Origin of the sequence: Pseudomonas allokribbensis (assembly GCF_014863605.1) — a bacterium.
GTDB classification, from domain to species: domain Bacteria; phylum Pseudomonadota; class Gammaproteobacteria; order Pseudomonadales; family Pseudomonadaceae; genus Aquipseudomonas; species Aquipseudomonas allokribbensis.
The window spans coordinates 3,131,719-3,153,252 of the sequence record NZ_CP062252.1; the positions used below are offsets into that span (position 1 = coordinate 3,131,719).

Annotated in this window: 21 protein-coding genes and 1 pseudogene; 5 read left to right on the top strand and 17 right to left on the bottom strand. The window is 59.5% G+C overall.

Going from position 1 to position 21,534, the window contains the following annotated elements:
* Positions 1 to 26: 26 nt before the first annotated feature.
* The 3 genes from nhaB to IF199_RS14310 all read right to left on the bottom strand — a co-directional run bounded on the left by nhaB (position 27) and on the right by IF199_RS14310 (position 3,458).
* The gene (gene nhaB / locus IF199_RS14300; RefSeq protein ID WP_192560828.1) at positions 27 to 1,529 is read right to left on the bottom strand and encodes a sodium/proton antiporter NhaB; all 1,503 of its coding nucleotides are present in this window, start codon (positions 1,527 to 1,529) and stop codon (positions 27 to 29) included.
* A 90-nt stretch (positions 1,530 to 1,619) separates the two neighbouring features.
* On the bottom strand, positions 1,620 to 2,909 hold the full coding sequence (locus IF199_RS14305; protein WP_192560829.1) for a hypothetical protein: 1,290 nt from the start codon (positions 2,907 to 2,909) through the stop codon (positions 1,620 to 1,622).
* A 282-nt stretch (positions 2,910 to 3,191) separates the two neighbouring features.
* The gene (locus IF199_RS14310; protein WP_096820315.1) at positions 3,192 to 3,458 is read right to left on the bottom strand and encodes a hypothetical protein; all 267 of its coding nucleotides are present in this window, start codon (positions 3,456 to 3,458) and stop codon (positions 3,192 to 3,194) included.
* A gap of 344 nt (positions 3,459 to 3,802) precedes the next feature.
* Here IF199_RS14310 and IF199_RS14315 point away from each other — a divergent pair, with 344 nt between their 5' ends.
* Positions 3,803 to 5,128, top strand: a complete 1,326-nt coding sequence (locus IF199_RS14315; RefSeq protein WP_096820316.1) for a sigma-54 dependent transcriptional regulator — start codon at positions 3,803 to 3,805, stop codon at positions 5,126 to 5,128.
* Between the two features lie 81 nt (positions 5,129 to 5,209).
* Here IF199_RS14315 and IF199_RS14320 read toward each other — a convergent pair whose 3' ends face one another.
* The 9 genes from IF199_RS14320 to IF199_RS14360 all read right to left on the bottom strand — a co-directional run bounded on the left by IF199_RS14320 (position 5,210) and on the right by IF199_RS14360 (position 13,360).
* Positions 5,210 to 6,517: a transporter gene (locus tag IF199_RS14320; protein WP_096820317.1), complete on the bottom strand. Its 1,308-nt coding sequence runs from the start codon at positions 6,515 to 6,517 to the stop codon at positions 5,210 to 5,212.
* Between the two features lie 45 nt (positions 6,518 to 6,562).
* The gene (locus tag IF199_RS14325; RefSeq protein WP_096820318.1) at positions 6,563 to 7,309 is read right to left on the bottom strand and encodes a hypothetical protein; all 747 of its coding nucleotides are present in this window, start codon (positions 7,307 to 7,309) and stop codon (positions 6,563 to 6,565) included.
* Positions 7,310 to 7,353: 44 nt separating this feature from the next.
* Positions 7,354 to 8,034 carry a C39 family peptidase gene (locus IF199_RS14330; protein ID WP_096820319.1) on the bottom strand — a complete coding sequence of 227 codons (681 nt, stop codon included), beginning with the start codon at positions 8,032 to 8,034 and terminating at the stop codon, positions 7,354 to 7,356.
* Positions 8,035 to 8,097: 63 nt separating this feature from the next.
* Positions 8,098 to 9,120, bottom strand: coding sequence for a heme utilization protein (locus tag IF199_RS14335; protein ID WP_192560830.1), 1,023 nt, complete (start codon positions 9,118 to 9,120; stop codon positions 8,098 to 8,100).
* 68 nt (positions 9,121 to 9,188) lie between these two features.
* Positions 9,189 to 9,761, bottom strand: coding sequence for an adhesin (locus IF199_RS14340; protein WP_096820321.1), 573 nt, complete (start codon positions 9,759 to 9,761; stop codon positions 9,189 to 9,191).
* Position 9,762: 1 nt separating this feature from the next.
* Positions 9,763 to 10,212, bottom strand: a complete 450-nt coding sequence (locus IF199_RS14345) for a hypothetical protein (RefSeq protein WP_096820322.1) — start codon at positions 10,210 to 10,212, stop codon at positions 9,763 to 9,765.
* 346 nt (positions 10,213 to 10,558) lie between these two features.
* On the bottom strand, positions 10,559 to 11,083 hold the full coding sequence (locus tag IF199_RS14350) for an AAA family ATPase (protein WP_192560831.1): 525 nt from the start codon (positions 11,081 to 11,083) through the stop codon (positions 10,559 to 10,561).
* Positions 11,080 to 11,643, bottom strand: coding sequence for a nicotinamide riboside transporter PnuC (gene pnuC / locus IF199_RS14355; RefSeq protein WP_102621332.1), 564 nt, complete (start codon positions 11,641 to 11,643; stop codon positions 11,080 to 11,082). Before pnuC ends, IF199_RS14350 begins: the two co-directional genes overlap by 4 nt.
* 82 nt (positions 11,644 to 11,725) lie before the next feature.
* Complete coding sequence (locus tag IF199_RS14360; protein WP_096820325.1) at positions 11,726 to 13,360, bottom strand: methyl-accepting chemotaxis protein; 1,635 nt, start codon at positions 13,358 to 13,360, stop codon at positions 11,726 to 11,728.
* 304 nt (positions 13,361 to 13,664) lie between these two features.
* Between IF199_RS14360 and IF199_RS14365 the strand changes: the two genes are divergently transcribed.
* Both IF199_RS14365 and IF199_RS14370 read left to right on the top strand, forming a co-directional pair.
* Positions 13,665 to 14,495, top strand: coding sequence for an undecaprenyl-diphosphate phosphatase (locus IF199_RS14365; RefSeq protein WP_192560832.1), 831 nt, complete (start codon positions 13,665 to 13,667; stop codon positions 14,493 to 14,495).
* Positions 14,492 to 14,920, top strand: a complete 429-nt coding sequence (locus tag IF199_RS14370) for a DUF1294 domain-containing protein (RefSeq protein WP_192560833.1) — start codon at positions 14,492 to 14,494, stop codon at positions 14,918 to 14,920. Before IF199_RS14365 ends, IF199_RS14370 begins: the two co-directional genes overlap by 4 nt.
* 2 nt (positions 14,921 to 14,922) lie before the next feature.
* Here the strand turns inward: IF199_RS14370 and IF199_RS14375 are convergent, their stop codons facing one another.
* The gene (locus tag IF199_RS14375) at positions 14,923 to 15,282 is read right to left on the bottom strand and encodes an MmcQ/YjbR family DNA-binding protein (protein WP_096820328.1); all 360 of its coding nucleotides are present in this window, start codon (positions 15,280 to 15,282) and stop codon (positions 14,923 to 14,925) included.
* On the bottom strand, positions 15,279 to 16,187 hold the full coding sequence (locus IF199_RS14380) for a LysR substrate-binding domain-containing protein (protein WP_096820329.1): 909 nt from the start codon (positions 16,185 to 16,187) through the stop codon (positions 15,279 to 15,281). The genes IF199_RS14375 and IF199_RS14380 overlap by 4 nt, the downstream gene beginning before the upstream one ends.
* A gap of 127 nt (positions 16,188 to 16,314) precedes the next feature.
* Here IF199_RS14380 and IF199_RS14385 point away from each other — a divergent pair, with 127 nt between their 5' ends.
* Together IF199_RS14385 and IF199_RS14390 are read left to right on the top strand one after the other, a co-directional pair.
* The gene (locus tag IF199_RS14385) at positions 16,315 to 16,926 is read left to right on the top strand and encodes an FMN-dependent NADH-azoreductase (protein WP_096820330.1); all 612 of its coding nucleotides are present in this window, start codon (positions 16,315 to 16,317) and stop codon (positions 16,924 to 16,926) included.
* Between the two features lie 236 nt (positions 16,927 to 17,162).
* Positions 17,163 to 18,200, top strand: coding sequence for an alpha/beta hydrolase family protein (locus tag IF199_RS14390; protein WP_102621329.1), 1,038 nt, complete (start codon positions 17,163 to 17,165; stop codon positions 18,198 to 18,200).
* Positions 18,201 to 18,204: 4 nt separating this feature from the next.
* On the opposite strand, the gene IF199_RS14395 is transcribed toward IF199_RS14390, so the two are convergent.
* The 3 genes and pseudogenes from IF199_RS14395 to IF199_RS30375 form a co-directional block, all read right to left on the bottom strand.
* Positions 18,205 to 19,392: an MFS transporter gene (locus tag IF199_RS14395; protein WP_192560834.1), complete on the bottom strand. Its 1,188-nt coding sequence runs from the start codon at positions 19,390 to 19,392 to the stop codon at positions 18,205 to 18,207.
* A gap of 144 nt (positions 19,393 to 19,536) precedes the next feature.
* Positions 19,537 to 21,123, bottom strand: coding sequence for an ABC-F family ATPase (locus IF199_RS14400; protein WP_096820333.1), 1,587 nt, complete (start codon positions 21,121 to 21,123; stop codon positions 19,537 to 19,539).
* A 20-nt stretch (positions 21,124 to 21,143) separates the two neighbouring features.
* Positions 21,144 to 21,488 (bottom strand): annotated as a pseudogene (locus IF199_RS30375) (site-specific integrase); the annotation flags it as partial.
* Positions 21,489 to 21,534: the final 46 nt, after the last annotated feature.

Below are 21,534 nucleotides of genomic sequence, written 5' to 3' on the forward strand. Positions count from 1 at the left end.
GAGCCCAAGGGCTCCCGTTGTTGTTTCTACAGCCAGTAACTCACGGCATACCAGCCCAGCAAACCCATCACCACGGTGTAGGGCAACGCCATCCACACCATTCGCCCGTAGGACAACCGCACCAGCGGTGCAATCGCCGACGTCAGCAGAAACAGAAACGCAGCCTGACCATTGGGCGTCGCCACGCTCGGCAGATTGGTGCCGGTGTTGATCGCGATGGCCAGCGTCTCGAAGTGTTCACGGCTCATATGGCCGGACAGGAACGCCTGTTTGACCTCGGTGATGTAGATCGTCGCCACGAACACGTTGTCACTGATCGCCGACAACAGACCGTTGGCGATGAACAGCATCCCCGGTTGCTGCTCGGCGGGCAATGCCAGCACCCACTGAATCAGCGGCACGAACAGTTGCTGATCATGGATCACCGCCACCACGGCAAAAAACACCACCAGCAAGGCTGTAAACGGCATGGCGTCCTTGAACGCGCTGCCCAGTCGATGCTCGTCAGTGATGCCGGTGAAAGCGGTGATCAGCACAATGACCATCAAACCGATCAGGCCCACTTCGGCGATGTGGAACGCCAGCCCGGCAATCAGGATCAATGCGGCTACGCCCTGTACCAGCAGCGCGGCACGTTGACGCGGCGTCCGCTCGGCGTCGTCTTCGCTTGCGTAGTTGGCGAGAACGGCGCGGACGTTGTCCGGCAGCAAGGTGCCGTAGCCGAACCAGCGCAGCTTCTCCAGCAACATACAGGTCAACAGACCGGCCACCAGCACTGGCAGGGAAACCGGCGCGACCTTGAGGAAAAACTCGGCGAAGTGCCAACCCATCTCATGGCCGATCAGCAGGTTCTGCGGCTCGCCAACCAGCGTGCAGACGCCGCCCAGCGCAGTGCCGACGGCGCCATGCATCAGCAGACTGCGCAGGAACGCGCGAAATTGCTCCAGATCTTCGTGATGCAGCTTGGGCAGGTGTTGGTCGTCGCTGAATTCGCTGTCCTGACGCGGATCGTTGCCGGAGGCGACCCGGTGGTAGACCGAATAGAAACCGACGGCGGCGCTGATGATCACGGCGGTCACGGTCAGTGCGTCGAGAAAGGCCGAAAGAAACGCCGACAAGAAGCAGAACATCAGCGCCAGCAGCATCTTCGAACGCACGCCGAGCAGCAGGCGCGAGAACAGAAACAGCAGCAGATCCTTCATGAAGTAGATGCCGGCGACCATGAACATCAGCAGCAGAATCACCGGAAAATTGTGCTGCAACTCTTCGTACAGCGCCTGGGGCGTGGTCATCTTCAACAGCAGCGCTTCGATCAGCAGCAAGCCGCCAGGCATCAGCGGATAGCACTTGAGCGCCATGGCCAGGGTGAAAATGAATTCGATCACCAACAGCCAGCCTGCGGCGACAGGACCTGCCGACCACAGCACCACGGCGTTGAGAATCAGGAACCCGACGATGCACGCCTTGTACCAGCGGGGCGAATGCCCGAGAAAGTTGTGCGCGAACGCCTGGGCCATCGAACCGGACATCGGTTGCTCCTTGCTTTAAGAAGCGCGCAAGTTGCCGTAAGCGTTGAGCAAGATCAAGCGCAGGAGGTTTCGATTTCCGGATTTGCCGTTTTATGGGTTCAGATAACGCACCACCACGGCGCGGTAGTTGCCATCCAGTGAATAACCGCCGACCAGAATTCCACCGTGCGGTTGCAGTGCCAGCGATGTGGCGGTGTCGAGACTGCGGCCCAGTCGCGTACGCAGCCAGCCGTGACCGGCACCGAAACTTTGGTCGAGACGACCGTCGGTCAGATAGCGGGCGACGATGAAATCAGCCTCGACCCCGCCAATCGTCGCGCCTGCCGCGATGAGTCGACCGTCCGGCATGTGTTGCGCAGCACTCCACTGGCAACCGCTGGGACCGATGTCCAGCAGGTTGGGCTGACCGTTGTTGCAGTGCAGGTCTGGGCGACCATTGCTGTGGATTGACAGCGCCATGCACCGGATCGGGTCGCGGCTGCTGCCAAAGCAATGCAAACGGTCCATGGACTGGATGACCTGATTGACCAGTGCACTGTGCCCCTGGGCCTTGAAGGCCAGGAATCCGTCCAGTGCAAAGCGTTCGTCGAGCTGCCCGTCCGGCAGGTAACGTGCGAGCAGGCCTTCCTGGGGGAAGTCGATCGCACCGGCCACCACGATTCGCCCGTCTTCCTGCAGCAACAAGCCCCCCAGCCAGGTGTTGAGCAGCAGGTGCCGGACCATCACAAAACCTCGACCATTGAAGGTTTCGTCAAGATTACCGGTGGGCGTGACGCGGATCAGCATGCCGACATGGTCGGCCAAAGAGCAGTGGTGGTTGGCAATCAACAGAATATGTCCATCATTCTGGACGGCGAAATCGCAGGCTTCTGCCCCCGGAACGCCAGGCGGCAGCCAGGTGTCGCGGGTGCCCATGGACAGATCGCCGGGCAGGCGAATGATTTTTCGGCCGTTGTCACCGAAGTCCAGGGCGGGTCGGCCGTGCGCATCGAACAGCGCCAGGGCGGGCAACGTGCGATGTTCGGATTCGTAATGCAGACCTGCCAGCAGGATTCGCCCGTCAGGCAAGACCTGGAGCTTGCTGCCCGTGGCTTCGAAGCCGGAGGTGAACTGGCCGATCACGCTGCCCTGAAAGCCGAAGCCAAGATCCGCTGAGCCATCATCCAGTAGACGCGCCAGGCCGAAACGGCTGCCTTGAGGGGTGACGACCTTGGCGGCGACCAGGATGCGACCTTGCGGGTCGAGCGCTACGTGTTGAGTCAGGCTGGACGTGCTGCCGGCAAAATAAACCTGAGCCACGCCGTTATTGGCAAATGTCTTGTCGAGTTGTCCGGCGTTATTCGCTAGCGCCGGGAGCGCAATAGCGGTCTGGGTTGACATGCATGCTTCTCCTTGCGAGTTGACCGATACCCGGGAGCCGGGTTGGCAACTGCATGAGCGAAACATTCAATCCCTGTAGACGCACAAGTACAACTGACAGAACTAACAGGTGGAGGGTCGTACTGTGCCAGAACAGTGTCTTTTGGAACCAGTCGCAAGCCTGCCAAGCATTCAGGTGCGAAAGTATTTGGGGAAGTTGTACGCGCAGGCTGAAGTTTAAAAAGATTCAGCAACTAACAGAAAAGGGCGGATGGCTCGAAAACCATCCGCATCGCCCTCGAATCAGTGCGGCATCGACCAGGATTGCAGTGCGTAACCCTCGTCGCTCAGTTCAGCGCGAGCCTGTTGCAACAGGTATTCAAGTTGAGCTGGATCGGAATAGGCACTGCTTGGAATGCGGGTGCGACCAATCTGCGAGTTGGTGCGGTCGATAACGGTCAGGCTCAGTTCGCCATTGCCGTCTTGTGGGGCCCAGGCCACGCATTGGAAAGGTTTAAATGCGTGGTTGGCAATCAAAAGAGCTTCGTTGATACGGAGCGGGGCGGTCATGGGGTCTTCTCTCTATAGTGCCCAATCAAGTGATGTGCCGTCGGTTGGGCTTACCGTTCGGCGAGTTACTTGTACTGATGCACGCAACCCGCTGGCGGGTCACACCGAATTTGAAGAAATTTCGACTTTCTTACATACAATCAGTCATCCGACAGTTTTTGAAAGCCTGGTGAAAGATTCAAGTCGATAGCTAACTAATAAAGCAGCTTCTTATAACTGCTTCCCTTGTACATCTATAAGCAATCGATACAAGGCGCCGTCAAATTCTTGCTAATGTTACAGCCAGGTCTGCCAAATGACTGTTTTTACAATCATTTCCTATAATTTGGCGCCAAGGAACAGTCATGAGCGAAGCGCCTGCATTACGACGTTTATTGGTCGTCGACCCTTGTGACGACTGTCACCGATTACTGCCCGGTTTACGCGCTGTCGGCTGGGACGTAGACAGTTGCAGCCTGGAAAATGCCGCCGACCGCAGTTGCGATGTCGGCCTGCTGCGCTTGCAACCTTTTCACCTGGAACGTCCCGAGGCGGTCAAGGAACTGATCAGCCGCAGCGGCACCGAATGGATCGCCGTACTGAATCAGGAAGTGCTGCGCCTGCAGAATGTCGGGGATTTTGTCTGCGAATGGTTTTTCGACTTTCATACCTTGCCGTTCGACGTGTCGCGGGTGCAGGTCACCCTCGGCCGGGCGTTCGGCATGGCGCGCCTGCGTGGCCAGGGCACGATTCACGTTGATCAGCCGGAACACGAGTTGCTGGGTGACAGCAAACCGATTCGCGAGCTGCGCAAACTGCTGAGCAAACTCGCACCCACCGAGTCGCCGGTGCTGATTCGCGGCGAAAGCGGTACCGGTAAAGAACTGGTCGCCCGCACCTTGCATCGGCAATCGCAACGGCACAGCAAACCGTTCGTGGCCATCAACTGCGGGGCGATTCCCGAACATCTGATACAGTCCGAGCTGTTCGGCCACGAAAAAGGCGCGTTCACCGGCGCCCATCAGCGCAAGGTCGGACGCATCGAGGCCGCCAACGGCGGCACCCTGTTTCTGGACGAAATCGGTGATTTGCCGCTGGAACTGCAAGCCAATCTGCTGCGCTTCCTCCAGGAAAAACACATCGAGCGAGTCGGCGGCAGCCAGCCAATCCCGGTGGATGTCCGGGTATTGGCGGCCACCCACGTCGACCTGGAAGCCGCGATCGAGAAAAAACGCTTCCGTGAGGACTTGTACTACCGGCTGAATGTGCTGCAAGTCGTGACCGCGCCATTACGTGAGCGCCATGGCGACCTGTCGATGCTGGCCAACCACTTTTCCCATTTCTACAGCCATGAAACCGGCCGTCGTCCGCGCAGTTTCAGCGAAGACGCCTTGATCGCCATGGGTAAACACGACTGGCCGGGCAATGTCCGTGAGCTGGCCAACCGTGTACGCCGGGGCTTGGTGCTGGCCGAAGGGCGGCAGATCGAGGCCCGTGACCTGGGGCTGATCAGCCAACAGTCGATTGCCACACCGATGGGCACCCTCGAAGACTACAAGACCCGGGCCGAACGCCAGGCGTTGTGCGATGTGTTGAACCGGCACAGCGACAACCTCAGCGTGGCCGCCAAAGTGCTGGGGGTTTCACGGCCGACGTTCTACCGCTTGCTGCATAAACACCAGATCCGCTAGGGCGCGGTGCTTCTTCCGGCAAGAAGCTGAAAAGGCCCGCTGCGATGCAAGTCGCAGCGGGCCTTTTCATAGTGTCGCGGTTTAGAAGTAGTACGGGAATTTCAGGCTGAAGGAAAAGTCCGGGGCATCGTCGGTCATGCCGATGGACAGGTTGGGTACGATGGTCAGGTTGTCGGTGGCCGCAATGGTCATGCCGACGTTGAAGTAACCGGCGTTGGCGTCACTGGACACCACAGATTCCCAGTCCGCGCCATCCTGTTTCAACTTGCTCTTGCGTTGTACAAGGTCAGAGACCGAGAACGACATACTCATTTTTTCGTTCAGTGCGAAGGCTATGCCTGCGCCGATCTGGAAGCTGTCGCCGATACGGACCTTGCCCGGGGTTTTCTGGTTGACCGTGGAACTGATGTCGTCAAACGATTCCTCCAGGTTGTGGGTGTAGGACAAGCTGCCGAACAACACGGCCGGGTCAAACGTCTTGACCAGCGAAACCCCCGGGGTGATCGACCAGACGCCGTTGCCGGTCGGCAGGGTGTCAGGCACGAACAGGTTGGTGTTGGCGTCGGTCTGACGCAGCTTGATACCGAACGGGTCCTTGCCGGTCGGGGCTTTCACCCGCAGGGTGACCACCGCGTCCGGGGTGTTGGCCGACTCGTCCAGGAACTTGTAGGCGATGCCGAAGTTGACGTCGCCAATGGTCGGATCCCGCGAAACATCCTGTTCCGTGGTGACGTTGGCTGCGCCCTGATTGCCGCCGCCCGACTGATAAGTCGAATCGCGATACACGACCGGCACGTTCACGTCGAACTGCCAGCGGTTATCGAAGTTGTAGCGGCCCGTCAGGTCGAGGGTCCAGGTATCGGCCTTGATCCGGTCGAGGTTGATGTTGCCCAGAAAGATCGAGTCCAGTGCCAGGAAGCCGTTGAGAATCAGCTGGCGAGTGTCATAACGCGAATAGGTTATGCCGGTTTCAAAGCTGAACTTGCCGCCGCCAAAGAAGCCGCTGGCCTCGTCGTACAGGTTGGACACACTCTGTGCAGGTTGCGAATCGTCGGCAAGCGACTGGCCGTAAGAAGCGCCACTGCCCCCGGCGGCGCCCCCCGACGCTGCTGCGGCCCCGGTACCGGTGGCCACTTTCGGATTGCCTTTCATGTCGGCTGGCGATTTGGCCAGGCGTTTCGGTGGTGGGGAAGCTGGTTGATCTTCGACCTGGCGGACCCGTTGCTCGAGTACCGCCAGGGCTTTTTGTTGTACTTCGTATCGTTGCTTCAGCTCCAGAAGTTCCTGTTTCAGGGTCTCCACATCCGCATCGGGTGCTGCTTGCAGCATCGCCGCGGGTAGAAGAGTACTCAAACATACAGCGGCACGCAGTGATACTGATCGATACATGAATAAGCCGTCCCTTTAAGCCCAATGATCGAGACTCAGCGTAGTTCAATATCCGATATTGCGTAGTGCTCTGAGTTGACTCAAATTGCAGTCAAGTGCGCCGGCACTCATGCCGTTATTGCTAAGGACAACATTGAGTTGCGTCAGGTTGTTGACGACGTTTGCGTTACCGAGCAAACGGGTGTTTTGCAGCAGCCCGCCCTGGGCTACCTGTTGCAGGGCTGTGCCCTGATTGCCTGCGGCCTGGATGGCCATTTGCACGCCACCACCGGTGGCCGAAACGGCGACGCTGCCGGCGGCATTACTGCCGGAAATCGTTTGTCCGGCCATCAAGGCTTGCCCTTGAGCCGGTATCAGCGCCGGTGCCTGGTTGGCTTCCGAAACGTTGATCGCAACGTTGTTGTAGGCCGAGTTGCCGTCGCCGGCGGCGCGAACGCTTTGTGTCACGCCTTGGGAACTGTTGAGTCCTGCGCCACCAATGACTGAGCCGGTACCCGTTTGCAGGGTGCTGCCGTTACCGGTTTCCTTGATGGTCGAGACATAGAATTCGGGTTTTACGGTTGCTGCCTGTAGTTGCATCGCGGTTGAGGCCCCGATCAGATCTCCGCTGGCGTTGCGCCAGGTACTGCTCATGACGATGCCGAAGCTGATGATTCGCCCCGGCATGACATAACGACCGCGAAGCTGTGACAGCTCCGAGTCCTGGATTTCGATGGGTTTGAATCCTGCATTGGCATAGCCTGAAGCACTCGCTGCCAGGCAGGCAGCGGCCAGCCAGTATGAGGTTTTCATCTGCTGCTCCCGGGACATCCAGCCCCATTCTTTATAATCGGCGATTAAAAGAAGTCGCTCTGTATGAACCCGAAGTCCATCAATTCAGCATCTTTGACGGGGTTGAAGTTATCCAGCTTGTTCTTGGCGGTCAGCGGTGCCGGAGGACTGCGTAATGCATTGGTCTTGTCGTATCCGGGGCCGACGATGGCAAAGACAATGCCGTTCCAACCTTTGACAAAGTCATCATGTTTGTAGCGTTTATGGCCGAGAACCGGGTCTCCGATGTAAACCCAATCCTTGTCCGCTCGCTGCAGCACGACGAAATGCTTGTAGCCGCGAATTTCCATCAGTACCACCACCGGGATAGTGACCGCGTCGAGTTTTTCCGGTGGGATCTTGTAGCCCCTGGCGCGCATGCCGATGCTTTCTATGTAGCGCTTCATGTCCAGCATGGAAAAACCTTGAGTACGGACAAGGTCCTGGTCAGCGTTGACCAGCATGCCTTTGATGATGTGCTCTTCATCGACGTCGAGCCAATAAGCCTGGCGCAGTACCGTAGCCAGTGCGGCGGCGCCGCAGCTGAAATCGGTTTTTTGTTCGACGATGTCGGAAAACTTGCGCTCACGAATGCTTTGCACGTTTTTGTAGACCAGTACGCCACCGGGCAGGGCAGCCACGGGCATCTGGGCAGCCTGGGTCAGACCAGAGAGGCAAAGCAGGGCGAGGAGGGCAGTCTTACGCATGATCGATACGCCTTTGCGGACTGAGGAAAAGCCCCGTTTCCGGGGCTTTCGTTTCGATCGCGATTACATGCAGGCTTTGCAACCTGCAGCGATGGACAGCGAGTTGCTTTGTTGGTTGCCAACGCCAGCAGCGTTGTTGAAGCCACCGTTACCCGACCAGCCATTGCCAACGTTGGTCATGCTGGCATTGTTGGTGACAGGGTTTTTCCAGCCGTCTGGGGTCATCACTTGTTGAGTGGTTACGCCAGCCAGACCGAAGACACCCACGGCAACGAAGTCAGATTTCTGATCTTTGCCGCCGCCGTTGCCGCCATGGCCACGGTCGTCGTTGCCATAACCGCCGTGACCATGACCATGATCATCGTCTTTGGTGGTTGCGGTGCCTGCAGCTACGAATACGCCGCCTGCGGTAAATGTGCCAGTAAGCGTATCTTTTTTGTAGGTCTGGGTGCCGTTGTTGGCCACTTGCAGACCGGTGGTGCTTTGGTTGGCGGCGGCAGCGGCTTGCGCTACACGACCACCGGACACAGCGATTGCCAGGTTGTTTTTCTGTTGGTTGAAGTTGCCGGCAGCGTTGTTCACGCCAATGTTACCCGAGCCGCTGTTGCCGACGTTGTTCAGGCCGGCGTTGGCAGTGCTGGAGTAGTTGGCGACACCGTTGTTGGTGTTGACTTGAGTCGCGCTGGAGGCGGATACGGCGGAGCCGAAGATGAAGCTTTCGTCAGCGGTTGCCAGAGCAGCGGCGTTGTCTTGTTGGTTGCCATCGCCAGCGGCGTTGTTCACCCCGATGTTGCCGTTGGCGCCATTGACGGCATTACTCACGCCAGCGTTGTTTTGGGTGCCCTGGTTCAACACGGTGTTACCGCTGTTGTTTTGCACATCAAGCACTGCGGCACCGGCGCCTGCGCCGATTTGCAGCAGTTCTTCCAGGGTTGGGCCTTTTGGATCATGGTCATGACCATGTCCATTGCCGTGCCCGTTACCATGACCGTGATTGTCATCATCACGACCGCCTGCCTGTGCTGCGATTGCCATCACTGCTGCGAGAGCGAAAACCAGTGGTTTGAGGGCCATTGTAGGTTTCATGGTGTTTCTCCGTGCTTATTAGTTGGTTAAGTGTTGGTACTTTCTAATTGCACTGCTTTTTATTTGGGTCAGTCAGCGACCCGGATGCTCAGGGTGTTAGCCATTCGGTTCCCCACCCCGGCACTCTGGTTCACCTGGATTACCCCTCGGCTGCCGGTGAAGGCCTGATCACTTGTCGTGACCTGGCGACTGCCGGGTGAGGTACCAGTTGCTCCTGAGCTCGGTAACAACGCCACGTTCTGTTGCGAAAGGGCGCTATCGTCAACGCTCTGCGGCGCAGCACTGATGCTGATGCGCATGGCGTTGGCCATCTGGTTGTTGGCCCCGGAACCCTGGTTCACGCCCAGTGCACCGTTGCCGTTACTGAATGAGGTGCCGCCGATGGTGGAACTCGCGTTGATCGAGCGGTCGGCGGGGGTATCGAGTTTCTGGTGAATGGTGGTGGTGGCGCTGGCCGACGTGCCGATGGCAATCGACTTGACGTTGGTCTGTTGCTGTTGGTCGCCGGCGGCCTGGTTGACGTTGAAGTTGCCGTTGTACTGCACGCCGGAGTTCTGAATGTTGGCGCTGTCCACGGCGCTCGGATCGGCCATGACGCTGGTGCAGCCAAGCAGAGCAAGCAGGAGCAGGGAACGATTCATCTTATTGGCCTCCGGCCATGCGGGTCAGCGGAGCCAGACCGGTGCTGAGGGAGCGGTTGATGGTGTTGGAAATCGTGCCACCGCTACCGCCGCCATGACCGGCTCCCATGCCGGGCAGACCGTTTGGATTGGTCAAGACGTTGGTGCCGGGCAGGCTTGACCCTACGGCCATGTTTCCGCGAATGGATGCACCACTGGCTACACTGGCAAATTCACCGTCACTGAGTTCGGTGCTGGTCATTGCCTGGTCGATACGGCCGGAAGGGTTGGCATTCACGGTGGTCGGGTAGGGGTCTTTGCCGGGAGCGCTGCGTCCGATGGGGATGGGCTGGACGTCGCGATTGAGCACGATCACGCCATTGCCTTCGGCCTGAACGTTGAAACTGAGGAAAGTGCTGGCAGCTGATCCGATCAGCAGAAGGCAAGTGAAGGCTTTATTGAAATTTCCCACGGCGGCAATTCCTTCTTCAGTGGGCTGGGCCTGGTCAGCGTTGTGAAGGAGAGAGCGAAAGCTGTGCCGCTTTTTAAATATTCAAGGATCTCAATGGGTTGGATGGATGGCGTGCAGCCTTGATACAAAAGCTGTTTCACGATTGAAACAACCCCCTGTCGGTGCAGGTGGCTATAGTCGTTGCAAAGCTCTGGAACAAGGGTTTGCGAGCATGTGTTTCACAGGCGTAACAAATCGGATGACAAAGCGATGAAGGCCGTTGAGACGGGCACTTTGCACCCGAGGGAGTGTTTCAGGATCGGACACTTTGGCCCCAAAGCAGGGGAAACCTACCCGGGAAACGGGGTCAGCCTTGCAGCAGGTTTCGCACGGCGTCGAAAGCTTGAATCTGCCGTGCGGCCCAGTCGCCCTGAATGATCCGGACCGGTTGGCGATGCTGCTCCAGCCAGGCCTTTGTGGCGTCGTAGAACGCCAGTCGTTCACTCAGCTGCGGCTGGCAGCGTTGGCCATCGTCGGTCCACTCGATCTGCTCCGGGGAGAGCAACAGGTGCAGGTCGTAATGGCGGGCCAAAAGCTCCGTTTCCAGCCAGGCCGGGCAGTCACCGAACAGCGTCTGGCTCCACAACATGTTGCTCAACAGGTGCGTGTCGAGGATCAGCAGCGGCGGTTGTTGCGCTCGTGCGTCGTCTTCCCATTGCAACTGGCCGCGAGCGATCTCGGGGATATCGGCGAGGCAGGTGTCCCGTGGATTCTGCTCGATGAACCAGCGCACGTACTCGTCTACTCGCAGGCCGCCGAACTGTTGCTGGAGCCCGGCCGCCAGCCAGCTCTTGCCGCTGGACTCCGGCCCGGTGAGGACGACGACTTTCATGTGCGCAACGCCGGATCGGCGCGCCATTCCCGCCAGCCCAGCACCGCGATCAGGGTGAACAAGGCGTACAACGCTGCGGTGAGGTAAAGCGCCTTATAAAGGAACAGGCCGACGAAGATCACATCCAGCACGAACCACAATGCCCAGCATTGCAGGCGCTTGTGGGCCATCCAGAATTGCGCGACGAGGCTGAAACCGGTCAGTGCGGCGTCGAGCCAGGGTTGCGCGGCATCGGTCCAGTGCGCCATGGCGGCGCCCAGCAGCAGACTGCCGACGCTGCCAATGGCCAGCCCTTTGAGGATTGACGGCGTGTCGAGCCGGCTGACCTGGCGGCCGTCATGCATCGTCCCGGCCCGGGTCCATTGCCACCAGCCGTAGACTTGCAGGGCGGCGTAGACCACCTGCAGCAACATGTCCGAATACAGCTTCACCTCGAAGAAGACCCAGCTGTAGAGCAACACCATGACCAGCCCGATCGGCCAACACCAGGGATTCTGTTTGACCGTCAGCCAGACGGCGATCACACCGAGGGCGGCGGCAAACAGTTCGAGCCCGGACATGCAAGATCCTTGGAGGGAGTAAAAGAGGGGGCGGATTGTACCCAAAAACCTGTGGGAGTGAGCCTCCCACAGGGTGAGAACGTCAGACGCGGAACTGGCGCAGCAATCCGTTCAACTGCTCGCTCAACTGGCCCAGCCGCACACTGGCGGCACTCGACTGCTCAGCGGCCATTGCGGTGCTGTGGGACAGGCCGGCGGCCTGGGTGACGTTCTGGTTGATGTCCTCGACCACGTGCGCCTGTTGCAGGGTCGCACTGGCGATCGACGCGTTCAGGCCGTTGAGGTTGCGCAGCGCCTGGCCGATGGCATTCAGGCTCGCACCGGCCAGTCCGGCCTGCTCGATGGTCAGTTGCGAGGCCTTGCTGCTGTCACCGATCACTTTTACGGCGGCTTCGGAATGGTTTTGCAGACGCTCGATCATCGACTGGATTTCCGCCGTGGATTTCTGCGTGCGCTGTGCCAGCAAGCGGACCTCATCGGCCACCACCGCAAAACCGCGCCCCTGTTCGCCGGCGCGGGCGGCTTCGATGGCCGCGTTGAGCGCCAGCAGATTGGTCTGTTCGGCAATCGAGCGGATTACCTCCAGAACGCTGCCGATCTGCGTGCTTTCGGTCGCCAGCGTACGAATCACCTCGACTGCCTGATCGATGGTGCCGGACAGTTTGTCGATCTGTTGCAGACTGCCGTCGATGTTGATCTGGCCCTGTTGCGCCTGAGCCTCGGCATCGCGCATTTCGTTGGCGGCATGCTCGGCGTTCTTCGCCACATCCTGCACGCCGTAAGTGACTTCGTTGATGGCGGTCGCCACCAGTTCCATCTGCTGCGACTGTTGCTGGCTGCGCTGCTGAGCCTGGCTCGCGTCATTGCCCAGTTCAGTGGAGGACTGGCCCAGCGCACTGGCCGACACCTGCAAATCGCCGATCACCCGGCGCAGCTTGGCGGTGAAGGCATTGAAGTGATGCGCCAACTGCGTGACTTCGTCCTGACCGTGGGTGTCGAGGCTGCGGGTCAGGTCGCTTTCGCCGCTGGCGATGTTGGCCATGGCGTTCACGGTTTCCTGCAACGGGCGGACGATGCTGCGGGCAATCAGGATCACCAGCACGCCCATGATCAGTGCGATCACCAGGCCGACGACGGAAGCCTTGATCACCTGGCCCTGAAACTCGGCCTGTACATCGTCGACGTACACGCCGGAACCCAGTACCCAGCCCCATGGCTCGAACAGTTTCACGTAGGAGGTCTTGGCCACCGGTTCACTGGCACCGGGTTTCGGCCAACGGTAGTCGACCATGCCGGCGCCCTTGGATTTGGCGATGGCAACCATTTCGTTGAACACCGCAAAACCGTCCGGATCGCGGATCGCCGAGAGGTTCTGGCCTTCAAGCTTGGGATTGGTCGGGTGCATGACCATCACGGGCGTGAGGTCGTTGATCCAGAAGTAATCGTTCTGGTCGTAACGCAGGCCGCGAATCGCGGTCAGCGCCTGCTTCTGGGCGGCGTCGCGGGTCAGGGTTCCGGCCGCTTCCAGGCCCTGGTAATAGGTCAGCAAACCGCTGGCGGTCTGCACCACATGCTGGGTTTTCTGGGCCTTGGCGTGATACAGGTCATCGTGGATCTGCTTGAGCATCAACAGGCCCAGGGTCAGCAGCATGACCACCGCCACAATCAAGATGAGCCACAAGCGTCGGCTGATCGACACACTGCGCAAGCTGTTCATAACGCTGTCACTCCGATTTCTTTTTCTTGTAATAAATCACCGCCAGCATCCAACCACGTTTCCATGGCCGGGCATACGCGACCCAAGTCGTAGAACGCGGCAGCGCTATTACGGCTTGTCTGATAGGATTTCGGCCCCGCGCGTGAAAACCTGAACCCAAGTTGCCATTTCACGGAATTTTGACCGTTTCGTGTGGATCCTTTGCGCGCGGAATCGGTACAGCAACAAACAGCTACGCTGAACGCAGTGAACGTAAAAAAATACTATCGGGGCATGCCGCTGAGCATCGCTCTTTGGGGGATTGATGGATCTTTGGACCGCCTTGCAGGCACTGATTCTTGGAGTTGTAGAAGGGCTGACGGAGTTTTTGCCCATTTCCAGTACCGGACACCAGATCATTGTCGCCGACCTGCTGAACTTCGGTGGCGAACGCGCCATGGCGTTCAACATCATCATCCAGCTCGGCGCGATTCTCGCGGTGGTTTGGGAGTTTCGCCGCAAGATTCTCGACGTGGTCATCGGTTTGCCGACTCAGCCGAGTGCGCGACGCTTTACCGCCAACCTGCTGATCGCCTTCCTGCCCGCCGTGGTGCTGGGCGTGATCTTTGCCGATCTGATTCACAAGTACCTGTTCAACCCGATCACCGTGGCGACGGCGCTGGTCGTGGGCGGCTTCATCATGTTGTGGGCCGAGCGCCGGCAGCACGAAGTGCACGCCGAAACCGTGGATGAAATCACCTGGAAAGATGCACTGAAGGTCGGCTTTGCCCAATGCCTGGCGATGATCCCGGGCACCTCGCGCTCCGGCTCGACCATCATTGGCGGCCTGTTGTTTGGCCTGTCACGCAAGACCGCCACCGAGTTCTCGTTTTTCCTGGCGATGCCGACCATGGTCGGTGCGGCCGTGTACTCGGGCTACAAGTACCGCCATCTTTTCGTGCCGGCGGACTTCCCGGTGTTTGCCATCGGTTTTGTCACGGCGTTCGTTTTCGCCATGATCGCTGTTCGCGGCTTGCTGAAGTTCATCGCCAGCCACAGCTACGCGGCATTCGCCTGGTACCGGATCGTTTTCGGCCTGTTGATTCTGGCGACCTGGCAGTTCGGCTGGGTGGACTGGGCGGCGGCCAAGGCATGAGTGATTCCCGCGCACGCCGTCCGGATCGCGGCCCGTCCGGCGGCAACATTCAGCATCTGAAGTTGAAGCTGGTGGTGTTGCTGATCGTCTGCGCATTGCCAATGTTCGGCTCGCTGTCGATGTGGCTGCGCGGAATTTCACTGGTACCGCTGACGGCCTATGGGCTGGCCAGCGTGCTGGCGTTTTTCCTGTACTGGGCCGACAAGCGCAAGGCCCGCGCTGAGGCCTGGCGCACCCCGGAGAACGTCCTGCACGCCGTGGAACTGGCGGGCGGCTGGCCGGGCGCACTGATCGCCCAGCAAGTATTCCGGCACAAGACGCGCAAAGTGTCGTTTCAGATCCTGTTCTGGGTGATCGTCGCGCTGCACCAGGTGTTCTGGATCGATCAGTTGTTCCTCGGCTCGAACCTGTTGGCGTTGGGTTAGGGCTACAGCAGCAAACCCACCTGGGTTTTCTTCGGCAGCTTGCTCACCACCAACTGGTGGGAACGTTGCAGCAACCCTCGCAGTTCCTCGGCGCCCAAAGGGTAGGGCGGGTGCATGATGATCCACTGCGCCCGCGCCAGATACGGCGCCGGGTGAATGCCCGGCCGGTCGCAATGACCGAGAAACAGATCCTTGTCGACCTTGAACGCCAGCGACTCGCCACGCAGCCCCTGCAGCGCGAACATCTTGTTGCCGGCAATCGAAAACACCCGCACGCCGCCCCACTTGTAGTCTTCTTGCGCACCGGGCAATGCCAGGCAGAAATCCGCGACGTCCGCTTCGCTCAACTTTCCTTGTTTCATAACAATCGCTCTCCACAGGCATTAAACGACTCAACCAGATGATCGATCCAGGCACGCACCGCCGGCATCACTCCTCGCCGGTGCGGATACACCGCTTGCAACCAGCCGCCGGGCAATGACCATTCCGGCAGCAACTGCACCAGCGTGCCGTTGTTCAGCTCCGCTTCGCAATACATCATCGGCAGCAGGGTGAAGCCCTGGCCGGCCAGCACGCAGGCCTTGCGCACGATAAAGTCGTCGATCCCCAGCCGGGCTTCCAGCGCCAGATCGCAACTTTTGCCGTGCTGATCGAGCAGGCGCACATGCACCATGCGATCGGCTTCCAGTGCGCCCAGCACCGGCAGGTTTTTCAGATCCTGCGGGTGATTGATTTCCAGACCCTCTATAAAAGAAGGACTCGCCACGACCACCATCTGCGCCTGGCGCAAACGGCGGGTGACCAGCATCGGCTCTTCGGTGCCGTGCTCGCGCACGCGCAGGGCCACGTCGATGCCTTCGGTGATCAGATCGACCCGGCGATTGATCAGGGTGACTTCCAGTTGCACCTGAGGGTACTTGCCCAGGAAGTTGCTGATCACCATCGGCAGCATTTCATGGGCAAGCCCCGTCGGGCTCGAAACCCGCAGGCGCCCACGGGGTTCGCTGGACATGCTGGCCACCGTCTCGTCGGCCATTTCCGCTTCCAGCAGCATCGCCTGGCAGTGGCGCAAATAGCGCTCGCCAACCGCTGTCAGCTTCAGTTGGCGAGTGGTGCGTTGCAGCAAGCGCGCGCCGAGGCGTTCTTCCAGTTCGGCAATCCGCCGTGACAACCGTGACTTGGGAATGCCCAGCAAACGGCCGGCAGCGGCGAATCCGCCGGCCTCGACCACTTTGGCAAAATAGTAGAGATCGTTGAGGTCTTGCATGGGGAAATCCGACTGTTCTATCAGTGGGACAAACTATCGCATTGTTGCCGTCTAATCAGCTATTGGTTTCGTAGGTAGGATTGTCTCCATTCCGTCGCCACCGGCGATTCTTTCCAGGAGATTCCAAATGAAACTGCTGCACATCGATTCGAGCATTCTGGGCGACAACTCCGCTTCCCGTCAGCTGAGCACCGAAGTCGTCAAAGCCTGGCAAGCCGCTGAGCCAGCTGCTGTCGTGACCTACCGCGACCTGGCTGCAGACGCCATCAGCCACTTCTCGTCGACCACTCTGGTCGCCGCCGGCACCACCGCTGAACTGCGCAACGCCGCACAACAGCACGAAGCCGAGCTGAGCGCCACCACCCTGGCCGAATTCATCGCCGCTGACGCCATTGTCGTTGCCGCGCCGATGTACAACTTCACCGTTCCAACCCAGCTCAAGGCCTGGATCGACCGCATCGCCGTCGCCGGCCAGACTTTCCGCTACACCGAAGCCGGCCCTGAAGGCCTGTGCGGTGGCAAGAAAGTCGTGATCGTCTCCACCTCGGGCGGCATTCACGCCGGTCAGGCTTCGGGCGTCGCTCACGAAGACTACCTGAAACTGGTATTCGGCTTCCTCGGCATCACCGACATCGAAATCGTCCGTGCCGAAGGCCTGGCCTACGGCGAAGAAGTCCGCAACAACGCCATGAGCGCGGCTCACACCCGCATCAGCGAGCAACTGTTCGCCGCTGCGTAAGGCTTGCGTAAAGAACAGCTCTCGTTCAGGCAATACCCAAAAAACTCTGTATTCTGGTTCTGCAAGGGCCAGATACGGAGTTTTTTGTTTCCGACTGTTACATAATCTGGCCCGGGTTATGCAGTCTGATGATCAACGTCTGAGTGCAACGCCGCGCCGGATCACCGAACCTCGGAGTTTCGGGCGTCGTAACACAACGGATCTTTCGATTGAGTAACAACAGGGTGGGGCATCCCATGATGCGTCTTTGTGCAACGTTACTGATTTGCCTGCTCGGCAGCCTGAATTCAGTGCACGCAGCCCCCGGCCAGCACCCGCGCTGGAGCGTCGGTTATCACGAGATGACGTTCCTCGACCCGCTCGACCTGCAACCGATGCGCGCCATCGCGTTCTACCCCTCCACCGACCGCGAACACATGAGCCTGCTCGAGGGTTACTCGGTCGAAGCCGGCGAAGACACCAAGGTCGCCCTCGGCCGCTTTCCGATGCTGATGCTGTCCCACGGCAACACCGGCACGCCACTGGCGCTGCACGACCTCGCCACGTCGCTGGCCCGCAAGGGCTTTGTGGTGGTCGCGGTGATTCATCCCGGTGACAACTCCAAGGATCACAGCCGCCTCGGCACCTTGAGCAACCTCTATGGGCGCCCGATCCAGATTTCCGAAGCCATTACCGCCACCCTCGGCGACCGCATGCTTGCACCTTTCGTGAACGCCGATCAGGTCGGCGTGATCGGCTATTCGGCGGGTGGCGAGACCGCGTTGATTCTTTCCGGCGCGCAGCCTGACCTGGATCGCCTGCGCCGTTACTGCCAGGAACGTCCGGACGACCGCGACGCCTGCAACACCCAGGGCGAGCTGATCGTTGATCGCGATGACTTGCAGCCGGTGGCCGATCCGCGCGTGCATGCGTTGCTGCTGATGGCGCCGCTGAGCCTCAAGTTTGGTCGTCACACCCTGGCCGACGTGCATGTGCCGGTGCTGCTGTACAGCGGCGACGGCGACAAACTGGTGGCCTTCGACAAGAACGCCGCCGCCCTGGCGCGCAAACTGCCGACTGCGCCGGACTTCAAGTTACTGGCCGGGGCAGGGCACTTCGTGTTCATGGCGCCGTGCAATGAAGAGCAGATCCGTGCGATGCCGGCCCTGTGCACTGATGCTGACGGCGTAGATCGTGAAGACATCCACCGCAATCTGATTTCCGAGGCCGGGCGGTTCTTCTCCCATGCGCTGGGCAAACCGGATCGGGCCGGGATGCAGACGGCGGATCAGTAAAGGCTCAGGCCATCGCCCGACGCTTGAGCCACAACGTCAACGCCAGTCCGGTCACGGACAGCAGCGCTGCGATCAGGAAAATCCACGAATACCCCAGATTCAGCGCCACCGCGCCCATCAATGGCCCGGCAATCGCCAGTGCCAGATCGAAAAACACCGCGTAGGCACTCAACCCGGCTCCGCGGCTGGAGTTCGGCACTTGCTTGATCGCTTCAACCCCCAGCGCCGGATACACCAGTGACAGACCAAACCCGGCCAGGCCAGCGCCAATCAGTGCATACCCGGTCGACGGTGCGAGCCACAGCAGCAACAGGCCGACGGTCTCGATGCCCATGCAGGCGATGGCGGACGCAAAGCCGCCAAATCGAGCGATGGCGGAAATGAACAGCAGCCGGGAAAGGATGAAACACACGCCGAACACCGTCAGGCAGTACGCCGCGCCGGTCCAGCCGCGATTGAGGTAATAAAGGGTGATGAAGGTGGTCAGGGTGCCGTAACCGATCGAGGCCAGGCTCAAACTGGCGCCAAATGGCGCTATACGCCCGAACACCGCCCAGAATGGCAAACGCTCGCCACGCACCACCGGCACCGAAGGTTTGTTGCGGATCAACAGCAGGGCACCGGCCGCCAGTACCGATAATGCGAGCCCGAGGCTGGTAAAACCGTAATCGGCCACCATCAGCACGCCCAGCGGTGCGCCGATCGCAATGGCGCCGTAAGAAGCAATGCCGTTCCAGCCGATGGAGCGGGCGGTGTGTTCCGCGCCCACCTGGCCCATGCACCAACTGATGGTGCCGACACCGATCAAACCCTGCGCAATGCCGAGCAGCAAACGCCCGGCGATCAAAATGATCAGGCTCGCCAGCGGGAAGTCCTGCAGCAGTGTGGAAATCAGTGTCAGCAAGCCGCTGAGCACAATCCCCGACAAGCCATAGACGATCGCCCGTTTGGTCCCGACGGTATCTGACATGCGCCCGGCCATCGGCCGGCTGAGCAGGGTGGCCAGGTACTGCGAGCCAATCACCAGCCCCGCAACGATAGCGCTGAAACCCAATTGCTCATGTACATAGCCGGGTAACACCGCAATCGGCAGACCGATGCAGAGGAAGGCAATAAAGGTATAGAAAACGATGGAGACGATCTGCAGGGTGATCGCCATGGAGCTTTGCGGTGGCTGTTGCTGCGCAGACATGAGGGCTCGTTCGCGGGCGGCGGTGGGAGAGTCCGCATCATGGCGTGGTGCTGAAATAAAAGGAAGCAGGCTAACTATTTTTCCTCGGCGCAAAAAAAAGCCCCGTCACAAGGACAGGGCTTTCCGTTTACAGCTCGAATCGACTTAGAACACCACGCCTTGGCTGCGCAGGTAATCGTCGTAGGTGCCGCTGAAGTCGGTCACGCCGTTCGGGCTCAGCTCGATGATGCGCGTGGCCAGGGACGATACGAACTCACGGTCGTGGCTGACGAAAATCAGCGTGCCCGGGTAGTTTTCCAGCGCCAGGTTCAGCGCCTCGATCGATTCCATGTCCAGGTGGTTGGTCGGTTCGTCCATGATCAGCACGTTCGGTTTTTGCAGGATCAGCTTGCCGAACAGCATGCGACCTTGCTCACCACCGGAGATCACCTTCACCGACTTGAGGATTTCGTCGTTGGAGAACAGCATCCGGCCCAAAGTGCCGCGAATCATTTGCTCGCCCTGAGTCCACTGACCCATCCAGTCGAACAGGGTGACGTCGTCTTCGAAGTCGTGAGCGTGGTCCTGAGCGTAGTAGCCCAGTTCTGCGGCGTCGGTCCACTTGATGCTACCGGCATCCGGCGTCAGTTCGTTGACCAGGGTGCGCAGCAGGGTGGTCTTGCCGATACCGTTCGGGCCGATGATCGCAACGCGCTCGCCCGCTTCAACCTGGAAGCTGAAGTCCTTGAACAGCGGCTTGCCGTCGAAGCCTTTGGCCATGTGCTCGACGATGACCGCCTGGCGGTGCAACTTCTTGTTCTGGTCGAAGCGGATGAACGGGCTCACCCGGCTCGAAGGCTTGACTTCGGCCAGCTGGATCTTGTCGATCGCCTTGGCGCGGGAAGTGGCCTGCTTGGCTTTCGAGGCGTTGGCCGAGAAGCGGCTGACGAACGATTGCAGTTCCGAGATCTGCGCTTTCTTCTTGGCGTTGTCCGACAGCAACTGCTCGCGGGACTGGGTCGCCACGGTCATGTATTCGTCGTAGTTGCCCGGGAACAGGCGCAGCTCACCGTAGTCCAGGTCAGCCATGTGAGTGCACACGCTGTTCAGGAAGTGACGGTCGTGAGAGATGATGATCATCAGGCTGTTACGTTGGGTCAGAACGTTTTCCAGCCAGCGAATGGTGTTGATGTCCAGGTGGTTGGTCGGTTCGTCGAGCAACAGCACTTCCGGATCGGAAAACAGTGCCTGCGCCAGCAACACGCGCAGTTTCCAGCCTGGCGACACTTCGCTCATCGGGCCGAAGTGTTGCTCGATGCCGATACCCAGGCCCAGCAACAGCTCGCCGGCACGGGATTCGGCGGTGTAGCCGTCCATTTCAGCGAATTCGGTTTCCAGCTCGGCCACGGCCATACCGTCTTCTTCGCTCATTTCCGGCAGCGAGTAGATGCGATCGCGCTCGGCCTTGACCTTCCACAGCTCTTCGTGACCCATGATCACGGTGTCGATCACGGTGAATTCTTCGTAGGCGAACTGGTCCTGGCGCAGCTTACCCAGACGCACATTCGGCTCGAGCATGACCTGACCGCCGGACGGATCGAGATCGCCGCCGAGGATTTTCATGAAGGTCGACTTGCCGCAACCGTTGGCGCCGATCAGGCCGTAACGGTTACCCGCACCGAATTTGACCGAAACGTTTTCGAACAGCGGCTTGGCGCCGAACTGCATCGTGATGTTAGCTGTGGAGATCAATTACCTTACCTATCAATGGTTTAGAGCTGGTCTGTTTTGCCTGATACCGAATTGATACCAATCTGGAGCTTTTCCAGCCCGCCAGTCTGAGCTTGAGTTGAGCCAACGCGCATACGTCGTCAGCAACATTTGGACGCTGTGGCCAAGCTGCTGAGCGATGAGTGCGGGGTTCATGTTGGACATTAAGCATATTGTCGCATAAGTATGACGACAGTTGTATGGCGGCCGATAAGGCATCGCGAGCGTCTTCAGGGTCGGGGCCCTTGATTTTGCAGATCCGACGTCTGCCTGATGCACTCGCTCTTCCTGGAAGGCGGGATCATGCAGGCTCGACCGCGCCGTAACCCAAGGTTACTCCGACGCCGTCATCACCGAACGTCGAGCGCCTCGAATGGAACGTTCTCGTTTGGG